Source organism: Nitrospirota bacterium, assembly GCA_016214845.1.
Taxonomy (GTDB): Bacteria; Nitrospirota; Thermodesulfovibrionia; order UBA6902; family UBA6902; genus SURF-23.
The window spans coordinates 34,125-47,512 of sequence record JACRMS010000017.1 but is presented as its reverse complement, the minus strand read 5'-3'; the positions used below and the strand labels follow the sequence as shown (position 1 = coordinate 47,512).

11 protein-coding genes are annotated in these 13,388 nt (G+C 46.4%); 5 read left to right on the top strand and 6 right to left on the bottom strand.

Features of this window, described 5'->3' with window-relative positions; all coding sequences use genetic code 11:
- Positions 1-146: 146 nt before the first annotated feature.
- The 3 genes from HZB61_04900 to HZB61_04890 form a co-directional block, all read right to left on the bottom strand.
- Positions 147-422, bottom strand: coding sequence for a transposase (locus tag HZB61_04900; protein MBI5055936.1), 276 nt, complete (start codon positions 420-422; stop codon positions 147-149).
- 42 nt (positions 423-464) lie between these two features.
- Positions 465-1,400, bottom strand: coding sequence for a transposase (locus tag HZB61_04895; GenBank protein ID MBI5055935.1), 936 nt, complete (start codon positions 1,398-1,400; stop codon positions 465-467).
- Between the two features lie 403 nt (positions 1,401-1,803).
- On the bottom strand, positions 1,804-2,940 hold the full coding sequence (locus tag HZB61_04890; GenBank protein MBI5055934.1) for a PAS domain S-box protein: 1,137 nt from the start codon (positions 2,938-2,940) through the stop codon (positions 1,804-1,806).
- A 259-nt stretch (positions 2,941-3,199) separates the two neighbouring features.
- Here HZB61_04890 and HZB61_04885 point away from each other — a divergent pair, with 259 nt between their 5' ends.
- Complete coding sequence (locus tag HZB61_04885) at positions 3,200-4,624, top strand: M48 family metalloprotease (GenBank protein MBI5055933.1); 1,425 nt, start codon at positions 3,200-3,202, stop codon at positions 4,622-4,624.
- 15 nt (positions 4,625-4,639) lie between these two features.
- Here HZB61_04885 and HZB61_04880 read toward each other — a convergent pair whose 3' ends face one another.
- Entirely contained in the window at positions 4,640-5,293 is a 654-nt protein-coding gene (locus HZB61_04880; protein ID MBI5055932.1) for a metal-dependent transcriptional regulator, read from the bottom strand.
- A gap of 360 nt (positions 5,294-5,653) precedes the next feature.
- On the opposite strand from HZB61_04880, the gene HZB61_04875 reads away from it, so the two are divergent.
- Positions 5,654-6,199 (top strand): winged helix-turn-helix transcriptional regulator, encoded by a 546-nt coding sequence (locus HZB61_04875; protein ID MBI5055931.1) that lies wholly within the window; start codon positions 5,654-5,656, stop codon positions 6,197-6,199.
- 264 nt (positions 6,200-6,463) lie between these two features.
- Here HZB61_04875 and HZB61_04870 read toward each other — a convergent pair whose 3' ends face one another.
- Positions 6,464-7,357, bottom strand: a complete 894-nt coding sequence (locus HZB61_04870) for a UDP-3-O-acyl-N-acetylglucosamine deacetylase (protein ID MBI5055930.1) — start codon at positions 7,355-7,357, stop codon at positions 6,464-6,466.
- 287 nt (positions 7,358-7,644) lie between these two features.
- Complete coding sequence (locus tag HZB61_04865; protein ID MBI5055929.1) at positions 7,645-9,036, bottom strand: TldD/PmbA family protein; 1,392 nt, start codon at positions 9,034-9,036, stop codon at positions 7,645-7,647.
- A gap of 84 nt (positions 9,037-9,120) precedes the next feature.
- Here HZB61_04865 and mtnP point away from each other — a divergent pair, with 84 nt between their 5' ends.
- From mtnP to HZB61_04850, 3 genes are all read left to right on the top strand, one after another.
- Positions 9,121-9,909 carry an S-methyl-5'-thioadenosine phosphorylase gene (mtnP, locus tag HZB61_04860; GenBank protein ID MBI5055928.1) on the top strand — a complete coding sequence of 263 codons (789 nt, stop codon included), beginning with the start codon at positions 9,121-9,123 and terminating at the stop codon, positions 9,907-9,909.
- Between the two features lie 69 nt (positions 9,910-9,978).
- Positions 9,979-10,863: a PDZ domain-containing protein gene (locus HZB61_04855; protein MBI5055927.1), complete on the top strand. Its 885-nt coding sequence runs from the start codon at positions 9,979-9,981 to the stop codon at positions 10,861-10,863.
- Positions 10,864-10,907: 44 nt separating this feature from the next.
- Entirely contained in the window at positions 10,908-13,328 is a 2,421-nt protein-coding gene (locus HZB61_04850; GenBank protein ID MBI5055926.1) for an SPOR domain-containing protein, read from the top strand.
- Positions 13,329-13,388: the final 60 nt, after the last annotated feature.

Below are 13,388 nucleotides of genomic sequence, written 5' to 3'. Positions count from 1 at the left end.
TAGTAAATTCAGAAAGGCTACTGGTGCCAGAAGGCTATTCCCAACTGATGACGCTATCTTGAAGTCTCTATATATGGCAGCACTGGAACTCGATAAAAAATGGACCATGCCTCTCAGAGGATGGTCTCAAGTCTATTCTCAGATCGCTATATTGTTTGAGGATAGGATACAGTGAAAATTGAACTTACACAGTTAGTGAGACAGTCTCTTACTTTCCCTTCCATGATTCTCCTGGTTATTTTCAATAAATTATGAGCAACCGCACTCATCTTCCATTCTGTTCTGACCTTCTCCAATCCCCTCAGAAGAAATTGAGTCAAGCCGCCTACAACCTTGATTTGCCCGAATACAGGTTCTGCAAGTATCTTCCTCTTGCCATATATCTTTCTGCCTTCTTCGGTGTTTAATTTCTTCTCATTCACGCTGGGGCACGCTGGGGTCAGGCACGCTGGGGTCAGACTTGCCTATTGACATTTGTTATTGCATAACACCTTAAACACCGTTTCCGCTGCCTTTTTCAGATTGTTTCTCTCCTTTAAATATCTCGTTATAATCGATGGGTCTTTCCTGAGATATCTCGACACATCTCTGCCCTTGTAGCCATACTCATTTGCTGCGAGACTCATCAGCTTTCTTCCAAGAGATATTTCCCGGTCTTTGCCTTTTTCCCTCATCTGTTTGATTGTTATCCCCAGGACCGTCTCTACCGCTTTTGTTATTCCTTCTAAAGTGTGTTCATGTTTCTTTCTCTTTTCTTTAATTCTTTCTTCCGTTTTATCTGATATTTTTTCTACAAAACTTTCATCCCCAAGTATCCTTTGGTCCACGGTCCTGTAGACATCTTCTTTTTTGATATTTATGCCTTCACCCATGAACTCCCGATAGAGACGCCTCGCCTGTGTCTTGTCTTCCGAAAACATGCGTAGAACCTGATCGACTTCAATCAGGTCATCCTTAATTCTTCCAGAATAATTCCGGTGACTGCTCCACTTATAATCTTCAGGCAATTTCGTCATCTTCGCCCGCACCGGATTGTAATGTATGTACTTTGTCAATGAAAGTAAATATCTATCCTTATCGCAAAGAATTGCTTTGTACCTCCCCTGGAAGAGATGCCCCACTGTTTTATATTTCCGGTTGAAATACATTGTGTATCGCTGATTAATCCCCTGCTGTATTTTTGAAAGCGGGATATCCTTTGTCTCCAACAGCAAATGCACATGGTTATTCATCAATACGTATGCAAAAAGACGATAGTGATACTGTTTCTTGTAGCCGGAAAGTATCTCAAGATATTTCCTGTAATCTTTTTCGTCCCTGAATATCTTCTGCCTCTGGTTTCCTCGGATTATTACGTGGTAAAACGCTCCTTCAAACTCTATCCTCGGCTTCCTTGCCATGCGTCACTTTAGCAGGGCACACTTCAAATGTCAATAGACAAGTCTGACCCCACCATTTCCACCATTTCTGCATTAAATGCACCGCCATAACTAAGCTATATCATTTATCACTCCATCACTCTCGAAGCGATGAGACATAACGATATTAGACATATTTTATATGTCTCCTTCTGCATAGCACAATATTAAAATATATTTATTGAAAAGTTATTGATTAATTTGGTTTTGCTAAAAAGCCCGCTCTTGAACAGGTGTTACCCCCCCCCACTGTGCGAAGTATCTGAAAATCAATTAGAGCGTGATTTAAGCTTACCTTAGTATAAAAAGTAAAGGCTATAAAAAAATGAGGGCTTTTTTTGCAGAGTGATTCAATCACCAGAAAGAAGGGCTGACACTCTTTCTTTTACTTCCATCTCAAAGGGAACAACATTTTAAAGGTCGAGCCCTGGCCCTCTTTGCTTTCCAGTATTAGGTTCCCAAGGTGTTCCGATACTATCTGTTTGACCAGCGGCAGTCCCATGCCGAATCCCCGTTCCTTCGTGCTGAAAAAGGGCTTAAATACGTTTTCAATATCCGCTTGCGGTATTCCATGCCCTGTGTCGGAGACTATAATGACCGCGCTGTCATCGTCTTTTGATGTCTCCACCGTCACCCTGCCTCCTTTGGATGTCGCCTCAACCGCGTTCTTTATAAGATGGAAGACCGCGACGCTGAACAGGGCTTTCTGAATATTGATCTTCAGCGGCTCCTTTGAAAGGTTAACGGCCATTTCTATCTTTTTATATAATGCCTCCTTCTCAAGTATGGAGACAACGCTTTTAACTATCTTATTGATGTCCTCATGCGTGAATTTCGACTGCCTGTTTTTCAGAAAGGCCTCGAACTCTTTCACTATGGCTTCCAGCTTTTCCGCCTCTCCGATGACGGGCTGGAGATTTTCCTTCAGGTCTTCCGATATTTCTTTTTTTGCAAGGATCCTTTTGCACCTTGCGCCTATCACCGAGGCGGGGTTCCTTATCCTGTCAGCTACGGTCAACGCCATCAGGCTCATCGTCCTTTCCGCGCCTATTGTCTCTAATTGCTGATTCAGCTCTGTAAGGTCCGCGTTGATGGTATTAATTTTATATATCAGTTGTTCCCTCTCTTCTTCGGCCTGTTTCCGTTCGGTGATGTCCCTCTGGACGGACACCCAATGCAGAAATTTGCCGCCCTCGTCAGCAAAGGGGACTATGTTGCACTCAACCCATACCTCTGATCCGTCTTTGCGATAATTAACAAGCTCCACCCTGACAGGCTTTCGAGCGTCAAATGCCTCGCGTATCTTGTTTACCTCTTTAAGGCTCGTGTTGGGGCCGCGCAGCATCCTGAGCGTCCTGCCCGCGGCCTCCTCGTAGGTGTAGCCGGTCATCCTTGTAAAGGCTTCGTTTACAAACAGTATCTTTCTGCCGCGGTCCTCGCCGGGTTCCGCCTCTAATATAATGATGGCGTCATTTGCGTTTTTAACTGCGGATTCCAGCAGGCGCAGTCTTTCTTCTACCATGTTTCCTCTGGTCCAATCTTCCAATTTTCTTAAATCATACCACAGAATTTTCCTCAATGTTTTCAGGAGGCTGTTGAAAGAGTTAATACACAGATGGCATTGAGAGGAGCCCAACTCCTTGGATGTCATTCCCGATGTCTTTATCGGGAGTCCGGTTTTCCTTGACACTTAACCGCTCCTGGATTCCCGTTTAAGGACTGCGGGAATGACAACAAAAAGCGGTTGATGCTTTAACGGCAATAAGATAAAATTACACATTATGAATAAGGCATTTCTAAAATTGCTTGTTTTATTTCTTCTGCCTGTTTTTATTTCATGCGCCTCTAATCCGGTTACGGGACAGTATGAATTAATGCTTGTGAGTGAAGAACAGGAACTTGCGATGGGGAAAGAAGCTTCGCCGTCACTGCAATGGGAATTCGGCGGATACTACCACGACAGCGCCCTTGAATCTTATCTCGATTCGATAGTAAAACAATTGTGGCAAAACTCTGAAAGGCCACAGCTCCCGGTTGCATTTCATATTCAGAACACCTCCATACCAAATGCCTTTGCCCTTCCGGGTAATGTCGCCATCACAAGGGGGCTGCTCAGCAACATGGAAAACGAGGCGGAGTTTGCGGCTGTAATCGGCCACGAGATAGGTCATGTCATGGCAAGGCACTCTGCTAAGAAAATGACGCGGCTTACCCTTCAGCAATTAGGCCTGACCATCGGGGCGGCCGCGCTGGGGGAGAAAAAGGGAGGCGACATACTGATGAAGGCCGGCGCTGTCGGGACCAGCCTTTTGTTCCTGAGCTATGACAGGGACCAGGAGATTCAGGCGGACGGGCTCGGCGTCAAGTACATGGCAGGACTTGGTTATGATCCCCGTGAGGCAATATCCGCCCACAAGGTCCTTGAGAAGACAGTGGATGATTATTTAAAGAGGATGGGAAAGACACGCCAGGAGAACAACTTCATAACGCAGATGCTCTCAACGCATCCGAGGGCGGAGGTAAGGATCAACGAGATACAGGCAATGATAAATGGACTGCCGCCGTACACTATCAGAGATGACGGCAGACACCAGGGACGTTTCCAGGAGGCGGTCAAAAAGATCAAAGAGGTGAACCAGACCTACTTTGTTTATGACGAGGCAGAGGACCTTTATCAGAAAGAGAATTTCAGCGCGGCTGAAGAGAGGCTGAATAAGGCGATCGGCCTTGACGCCTCACAGGCCCCGTTTTACGATCTGATGGGCCTGATAAAACTTCAGCAGAAAAATTATCCCGATGCCGAAAGATCATACCGGAAGGCCCTCTCGATTGACGCTAATCACCAGCCCTCCTTCTACGGGCTCGGACTTGTAAATTATTATCAGGGGAATCACGGAAAGGCAGTGGATGAATTTAAAAAGAGCCTCGCGCTGTTCCCCGGTCACGCTCAGACACATTTCGGCCTGGGAAAGAGTTATTTCAAGTTACAGAAATATGCGGAAGCCGCGCCTTATCTGCAAAACTTCGCAGAGGCGGCCCCGAAGCATCCGGAGGTCCACGGCCTGCTTGGGATCAGCTATGAAAAAACCAGCAATGTCAGGTCTGCTGTCAGAGAATACGATTATCAATTACAGGTTGCGCCCGACACCGAATTGGGAAAATTCGCTAAACAGCGGCTTACGGAACTCGCGCCGGGCGTCAAGTAAAGCCCTGACGCTTTTTTATCTCTGCTCTTTAATATAGATCTCTTCGGCAATCGCGCTGTCTATCGCAAGCGTGGTCTCGTCGATCTCCAGAACGAACGACGGCCTCTTCTGCTTCAGCTTTATAATGCTGCCGGGCACGATCCCCATCGACGCAAGGCGTTCGAGCCTCGAGTTCTCGGAAGGCACTATAAATATGATCCTTCCCTTTGAACCGACATCGAGCTCCTTTAATTGCATGACAAGGGGTTTCACCTCATTCCTGTATTTGGAACAGCATTCGCCGCGAGGTATGGGTTTGCCGTGAGGACATGTAGGCGGATGTCCGAGGAATGCGCAAACGCTGTCAGTGACGGAAGGGGACAGGAAATGCTCGATCTCGCAGGCGGTCTCTTCGCTCTCCTCCATCCCGACCTCAAGCACGTCATGAAAAAGCCTTTCGGCAAGGCGGTGACGCCGTATCAGGTCCCTCGCGCGGGCATCGCCTTTATCGGTTAGTTCGACGTCGTCATCGGAAATCGTCACGAGACCGGACTTTTCCATTTTCCTCAAGGCATCGGAAGCCCCGCTGTCATTAATGCCCCTGACAACTTCAGTAAAACTTTTTGAACCCTTCTCCCGCAGCGCCCAGAGAAGCTCCAGTATCTCGTCCCTCAGTTTATTATTGTCCATTTCTGTTCATCACCCCCAAACGCTTCAACTGCCTCGCGCATTTAAAGCATTCGCCTTCCTTCATTTTTTGTTTATTGCAATGCGGCAGCCGGGATGCTGTCCCGTACCACCTCATTCACGCTGATATTATATCACAGCCGCTGAACACAAATAATCGCTTTCCCTATCCTGAAAAAACGCGGATATATTTTCCGTCATGTCAGCCTGCCGTCAATGCTCGTTTTCTTTATTGTTCATTTATTGTCAACAATAATATCATTATAAGCAACAATCGACTTGTATACAAAAAGTATCTCTTTGTTTCTTTTTTGCATTTTTCTCTTGACAAGTTTATTTTAATTTTATACATTATATGCAGATATGTTAGAAAAACTTTTCACATCGGGAATAAGAGCAGACATCATGTCGCTGTTATTCAACAATCCTGAAGAAAAGTTTTACGTCAGAGAGATCGCCAGACTTACAAACAAAAACGCATCCGGCATAAAAAGAGAACTCGACAAACTCGAACAGATGGACCTCGTTACAAGCGAGAGGGAAGGCAACCTCAAATATTTCAAAGTCAACAGGAACTCTTCCCTGTTCCCCGAGCTTAAAGGTCTGATCGCAAAGTCACTGGGGGTCCCCGGCGCCCTCAAGTCCGTTTTAAAGGCACTGGATGCAAAAGCCGCTTTTATCCACGGCCCCTATGTTGATGACCCGAATCTCCCCTCTCTGGATCTATTCGTCGTCTGTGATTCAAACAATATAGGCAAGACACTGGATGACGTTGAAAAAAGGTTCGGCAGGGAAATTCGCTATACAATAATGAGTCAGGCTGAATATAAAACCTTAAAGAAAAGCGGAGAACGTTCCGTAAAGAAACTTTTAAGCGCAAAAAAAATTTTGCTCTTAGGAAGGTTGTAAAATCTACTCCCGTATAAACGGGAGAGAAGAAAGGGGGTGAATATTAATGGCCGCCACAAAGAAAGCCGCTGCAACAAAGAAAAAAGCTACTGCAAAGAAGACAGCAAAGAAAGCACCTGCAAAGAAAAAGAAATAAGTATCTCGACAGCATTACGGAAATTAAGCTGTCCCATCGTGCAATGATGGGACAGCTCTTTTTTTTGCATCAATCTTTGAATTTAAGTCAGCTTGAGGGATAAGGGTAAAAATAAACCAGTTGGTTTCTTAAACCTGTGCGGCCAGTCCGGTCATTGAAGGCGCGATAACCGGCTCGGAAGCGATCTCCCATGAATCTCTGCTTGAGAGAATTTTCTTGAGAAGTTTTATATGTAAGGTATGTCCTGATTTGTTTGCAATGATATGTCCGTATACCGGCAAACCTATCAAGGAAATATCCCCAATAGCGTCAAGAATCTTGTGCCGCACGAATTCATCCTTAAACCTCAGCTTGTTGCCGTTCAACACTTCCTTTTCACCGAGTACAATCGCGTTCTCTAATGAACCGCCCTTTGCAAGGCCTTTCGCTCTCAGCATTTCAACATCTCTGAGAAACCCGAAGGTCCTCGCAGGCGCGATCTCGCTGATAAATTTTCTTGTCGTAACATCAATGCCAAGCTTTTGCTCTCCAAAAGCAGGATGCGTATAGAAAAGACGATACGTTATCCTCATCCCTTCGCAGGGTGTAATTGCAATCTGGCTTGGGCCTTCCATGACCACAATAGGTTCCCGTATCCTTATAAAGGATACCGTCTTGGCCTGTTTTGCAATTCCTGCCTCCATGATCTTATTAACAAACGGCAGGGCGCTTCCATCCATTATCGGCACCTCGGGGCCATCAATCTCAACATATACATTATCTATATCAAGACCTGCAAAAGCAGCTAAAAGATGTTCAACCGTTCCGACCCTGACACCTTCTGAAGCAAGGGTTGTGGCAAAAGTTGTATCAACAACAGAGCTTACATTTGCTTTTATTCTGGTGTCCCTCTTGTCGGTCCTGATAAATACTATGCCGGAATCCCTTGGCGCGGGTCTGAGCCTCATATTTATAATGTGGCCGGTGTGAAGTCCGTTTCCAGTAATTATGATCTCATTCTTTAATGTATTTTGAAGTCTCATCTTAAATCCCAAGAAAAATCCCATATTTTCTAAAGCTTAGTTTTTTCTTTCCTTTCGTTTTTCTCAACCAACTGCTAATTGAAGCAATCGTACAACCCAGACACTTTTTAGAACACCAAGAGGTAAGAGCCCTTTTTAAATTCTTTCAGCCCTTTCTTAAGGTTTTCTTCTAAAGTTTTCATCAGTAATAAGCAAAATAGATACCAATAAATTATCTTTAAAAAACAAGGGGCTTATCTTATTATCTGTATCATAAATACAACTATTGTGGCTTTATTTAGCACAAATCAGGCTTCCCCTCCGACCACGATCTCCGGTATCCTTACGGTCGGCATCGCGTCAGAAACCGGCACACCCTGGGCATCTTTACCGCATGTTCCTATTGCAAAACCCAAATCATTCCCTACCATATCTATTGATTTAAGAATTTCGGGGCCGTTTCCAATGAGTGTAGCGCCGCGCACAGGCTCTCCCACTTGACCCTTTTCAATCAGATATCCCTCGGACACCTCAAAAACAAATTCCCCCGTAACCGTATTGACCTGCCCTCCCCCCATCTTTTTCACGAAGAAACCTTTATCGACCGATCCTATTATTTCATCAGGGGACCCATTCCCACGTTCAATAAATGTATTGGTCATCCTCGGTATCGGCCTGTCTTTATAAGACTGCCGCCTTCCGTTTCCTGTCGACCCTGTGCCTTCCCTCATCGCCGTCAACCTGTCATGCATATAACTTTTGAGGACCCCGTTCTCTACTAAGACCGTCCTCTGAGAAACAGTCCCTTCATCATCAAATCTGAATGAGCCTCTCTTTTTAGGCAGCGTTGAATCGTCAACAATCGTAACCAAGGGCGATGCGATCTGCTGCCCGATCTTGTTTGTGTAAACAGACAACCCCTGTTGCGCAAGATCTGCTTCCAACCCATGTCCAACAGCCTCATGTATCATAGTGCCCCCTGCCTCTGCAGAGATTACTACGGGCATCCTCCCGCCGCTAGCCTTTCTTGCGCTCAACATCTTTACCGCCTTCTCAGCAGCCTTAACTGCTATCTCGTCGAATGGATTTTCTTCAAACAGTTCAAAACCCGTAAGCCCGCCCACAGGTTCATAACCTGTCTGCAAGACGTCACCGTCTGAAGCGATCACCTGAACAAGCGCAAGCGTATAAATACGCTCATCCTCCGCAATGGTCCCGTCTGAAGTTGCAATGCAAACATTTTGAATGGAGTCCCTGTAGATTACGGATACCTGCTTTATCTTCGGGCTGATGCCCTTTGCGGTCCTGTTTGCATTTTCCACAAGCGATATCTTCTTCTCTATCTGAACATCGCGGGGATTGTATTTTATTCTGAAATCAACCAAAGGCCTGGACCTTCTCAGATCAACAACTCTGTCCTTTTCACCGCGTTCCTTGACCGCGCTGCTGACAGCCCCGGCAATGTTTAACAATGAGTCCTCGGACAGATCATTAGTGTAAGCATAAGCAGACTTGCCGCCGTATAAAACTCTGACACCGGCTCCTGAGTCGATTCCTGAGACAACTTTCTCTATCTTGTCGTCTTCAAGCTGTATCGACAGCGGCCTTTCATGCTCGATAAATATGTCCGCGTAATCACCGCCGTTTGACAGCGCCTTCCTGATAATCTTCAGCAACAGCTCATCCGGGATCTTAATCATAAGTTTTGACAAGGGTCTTGAATCCTTTTTACTAATCTGACATTATTAACAGTCCAGTTTTATTAAACATTATAGGAGGTTGATATGTCAAAAATCGGCGTTATCGGCGGAAGCGGGTTATATGAGATCAAAGGTCTCGTCTTAAAAGGCAGGAAAAATATCACGACCCCGTTCGGCAAGCCTTCAGGGCAATATCTCATCGGCAAAATGGGAAATACCGAAATCGTATTCCTTCCGCGCCACGGCAAACACCACGACATCCCTCCACACATGATCAACTACAGGGCGAACATCTACGGATTCAAAAAGCTCGGCGTCGAGAGAATTCTTTCAATCAGCGCGGTAGGCGGGATCAAAAAGGGACTGAAACCCGGAGACATCGTGGTCCTTGATCAGGTTATTGACATGACGAGGAACAGAAGATCTACATTTTATGACGGCAAAGAAGGCGTCGTTCACATCGACTTCACAGAGCCTTACTGCCCGGAGCTCCGCCGGACATTGTTAAAAGCCGGGAAGCGCGTCAAAGTCCGTGTGAGGAGCGGTGGAACATACGTTGCAGTAGAGGGGCCGCGTCTTGAATCGGCCGCTGAAATAAAATCATTCTCCCTGCTCGGCGCAGATGTAGTCGGCATGACCGGAATGCCTGAGGCTTCGCTTGCGAGGGAATTGGAGATATGCTACTCCGGCATTTCTGTTGTAGCGAATTACGCCGCAGGGATCAGCAGGCAAAAGCTCACTGTCTCCGAGGTCATGAACGCGATGAAGGCGACGACCGAACAGCTCAAGCTTCTTCTTAAAGAAACATTCACGCTTGTCCCCGAACAGAGAAAGTGTCCCTGCGCAGAGGCGCTGAAAGAAGCGACGATATAATAGTCGACTATATTAAGCCTACACCTGTTATTATTGACAGCGAACCGGCAAAAGTTTAAGCTAATAAAAATGTTTGAATTTTCATTTAAGAAGCTTTACCTGCTCAACTATTTTCTCGGGGCGCTTATTCTAATTGCAAGCCTCCTGCTCGTCCGCAGTATCGTCAGCACCACGCTTTCAAAGAAACAACCGCGCCCGGCGGCTTCCGAAAGTAAAATGGCCGTGCAAAAAGCAGCAAGCAAAAAACCTCTCATGTATTATTCGCCCATCCTTGAAAAAAACCCTTTTGGCCCGCCCATGACACTCAGCCCAATTGAGGTCTCCGAGGAGAATGCGGCCCAGCCCAGTCCTTTGTCAAACCTCATCCTCGTCGGGACCGTGGTCGGCCCCAAAAATCTGAGTTACGCGATCTTTGAGGACAAGGTGCAATCTCCGGGCAAGCAGGAGGTCTTCAGATACGGCACTGAGGTCTTTAATTACGGGACCTTAATAAAAATAGAAAAGTCGTCCATTGAAATAGAACAAAACTCTGTTATCAGCGCCATCCCGCTGCAGGATTTGCCGTCGGCTTCAGCGTCAGCTCCGGAGCAGTCTACTGAATCTCAGCGGCCATCCTTTGCCAAAAAGGTCGGCGAGAAGGAATACATCCTCGACAGCCGGAGGGTTCAGCAATCTCTTGAGAATCCCGAAAAGATACTGACCGAGGCGAGACTGCTGCCAAATATCAAGGACGGTAAACAGTCGGGATTCAAAATAAGCGAGGTAGTGCCGGGGGGCATTTATCAAAGTCTTGGGTTAAGGAACGGCGACATATTGTTAAGGATAAACGGCCTTGAGATCTCAAACGCCGAAGTCGCGATGCAGGCAATGACGGCATTGAAGGGGATGAACAGCGTTAATCTTGACATAATCAGGAACGATCAAAACATGTCGATGACTTATCGCATAAGGTAGTTATTGATTAACATTAAGATAAATTGTAAAATTCAAAGTGAAAAATGAAAGATACCGGTAAAATGAAAGTTGTCAGGACCCTGTGTTTGATCTGTCTGCTTGTATTTACCTTTTCGCTCACACCCGGACTCTCCTTTTCCGAAAACAGGAAGTCAGATGAGAACATCGCCTTCAATTTCATTGATGTCGACATACCGACGATAATAAAATTCATCAGCGAGATAACAGGCAACAACTTCATCTTTGACGACAAGGTCAAAGGAAAGATCACCATCATAGCGCCGGCAAAGCTTTCCATTGACGAATCCTTCTCGCTCTTTACTTCCGTATTGGGCCTGAAAGGCTACACCATAATCCCGTCCGGCCCCAAGACGTACAAGATCATCCTGGCTTCGCAGGCAAAGGAGGAAGGCCAGCTATCTACGGACGAAAAGATCCCCGTTAATGAAGGGTACATCACAAAACTCATTCCGACCCAGAACATCAAGGCTGATGACGCTATACAGTTCCTTCGTCCGGTGGTTTCAAGAGACGGTCATATCTCCGCCTTCGGCCCGGGCAATTTCCTGCTTGTTGTGGATTCCGCCCTGAATATGGAAAAAGTAATGTCCATTCTGAAATTGATCGACCTCCCCTCGGCCCAGGAAGAAACCGCAAAGGTGAGTGTCTACTTTCTCGAAAACGCGGACGCGGTGACTCTTGCAAAGGTGCTTGAAGGAATATTGAAAAACCTCCAGACAGCCTACAAGGCTTCACAGAGGGACAAACAGAAGTCTCCTGATTCGGTCCCGACATTAAGCGTAACGCCCGACAAATCGACCAACTCACTTGTCGTTGTCGCGCCCCCTTCCGAGTATGAAAATATCGCGCAGGTCATAAAGACCCTCGACAGGAGAAGAAAGCAGGTGTACGTTGAGGCCATGATTGTTGAGGCCTCGATCGACAAGCTAAAGGAGCTCGGATCAAAATGGAGGGCCACGGTAAGCCATAACGGTGAACCGATCGTTATCGGCGGCTTTGGGAATTTGAGTTCAAGCTCCCTAGTTTCGATCGTTAACGGTTTAACGGGATTTACTGCCGGCGGAATGGGCAACTTCATCGACATCCCCATCTCTTCCATAGATTCAAGCGGGGCCGCTACATCCACAACCCTTACAGCCCCCGGTTTCGCGGCCCTCTTCAACCTGAACGAATTCAAAGACGCCGTAAATGTCCTCTCAACTCCACAGATACTGACATCCGACAATGAAGAGGCGGAAATATTAGTCGGAGAAAACGTGCCGTTTATTTCAAAAAGGGAACGCGACGTAACTACCACCAATACGGTTTTAAACTCCATAGAGAGACAGGACGTCGGCATAATGCTCAAGATCACTCCCCAGATAACAGAGGGGGATTATGTCAGGCTTGATATCAAGCAGGAGATCTCGGCGGTCAAAGATACCTCTGAAGCTGTCCTGACAACAGTGGGCCCCACAACCACCAAGCGCTCAACAAAGACTTCCGTTGTTGTCAGGGACGGACGCACGGTTGTCATCAGCGGCCTGATGCAGGAAAAAGAAGAGGAGTCCGTAACAAAGATGCCGTTGCTTGGCGACATACCTGTATTGGGCTGGCTTTTCAAGACAACAAGTGTGACAAAAAACAAGACGAACCTTCTGGTATTCCTGTCACCGCATGTTGTCAAGGACTCGGACCAACTGATAAAGATAACGGATGAGAAGCATAAGACATTTGTGGAGAGGGAAAAATTTTATCATGTAGGTGAACTGTTGGTACGGTTTAAAGACGATGTTTCAAAAGAAAGGGCGCTGGAGATCATTGCGCAAAAGAGGGCGTCGGTTATAGCTTATTTAAAAGATATAAATGTCTACCATATCCAGTTGAAATCCGGGCAGGAAGTGGAAGGCGCCTTAAAAGAATTTTCTTCCATGCCTGAAGTCCTCTACGCGGAACCGAATTACAGGATCAAGATAACTAACCCGCCGCTGGACTCGGACACAATGCAGAAAGAGAAACCCGCTGTCCCTCAAGAGAGCAAAGCCGCCCCGCAAGACCAGGAACAAAAAACTGTTCCGGAACAAACTATTGAACCTGTTATCGATAACGCTGCTGTTCCGCCTGCCAAGTCTCAAACCGAAAACAACACGGAAATCGCAGTTCCCCCGGCTGATACACCCGCGCCAACGGAAAAAAAAACTTTAAATACTGAGAAACCCGCGCCGGAAACAACCCCGTCAGGCAAATATTTTATCCAGATAGGCTCATGGAAAGACATTAGAAATGCACAGGGCGTGCTTGAAAAATTAAAAGGCGATTACCCGGAAGCATTCATCGTTGAGGAAAATAATTTCAACAAAGTAAGGGTCCCCGGCATCATGAGTAAAGAACAGGGCCTGCTCATTGCGAAAGAGATTAAAAAGAAGTTGAACGTAAAACCGCTGCTGGTAAGAAAGAAAATATGAGACAGTGTAAGTGCCACTAACAGAGTCAGCAATAGTGAACTGACACTAATCACTGACACT

Bases quoted from the DNA above. Each gene is read 5' to 3' on its own strand.
- HZB61_04875 (MBI5055931.1), top strand. From the start codon at position 5,654: ATGTTAGAAAAACTTTTCACATCGGGAATAAGAGCAGACATCATGTCG.
- HZB61_04850 (MBI5055926.1), top strand. From the start codon at position 10,908: ATGAAAGATACCGGTAAAATGAAAGTTGTCAGGACCCTGTGTTTGATC.
- HZB61_04870 (MBI5055930.1), bottom strand. From the start codon at position 7,357: ATGAGACTTCAAAATACATTAAAGAATGAGATCATAATTACTGGAAAC.
- HZB61_04895 (MBI5055935.1), bottom strand. From the start codon at position 1,400: ATGGCAAGGAAGCCGAGGATAGAGTTTGAAGGAGCGTTTTACCACGTA.
- HZB61_04865 (MBI5055929.1), bottom strand. From the start codon at position 9,036: ATGATTAAGATCCCGGATGAGCTGTTGCTGAAGATTATCAGGAAGGCG.
- HZB61_04880 (MBI5055932.1), bottom strand. From the start codon at position 5,293: ATGGACAATAATAAACTGAGGGACGAGATACTGGAGCTTCTCTGGGCG.
- HZB61_04885 (MBI5055933.1), top strand. From the start codon at position 3,200: ATGAATAAGGCATTTCTAAAATTGCTTGTTTTATTTCTTCTGCCTGTT.
- mtnP (MBI5055928.1), top strand. From the start codon at position 9,121: ATGTCAAAAATCGGCGTTATCGGCGGAAGCGGGTTATATGAGATCAAA.
- HZB61_04890 (MBI5055934.1), bottom strand. From the start codon at position 2,940: ATGGTAGAAGAAAGACTGCGCCTGCTGGAATCCGCAGTTAAAAACGCA.
- HZB61_04855 (MBI5055927.1), top strand. From the start codon at position 9,979: ATGTTTGAATTTTCATTTAAGAAGCTTTACCTGCTCAACTATTTTCTC.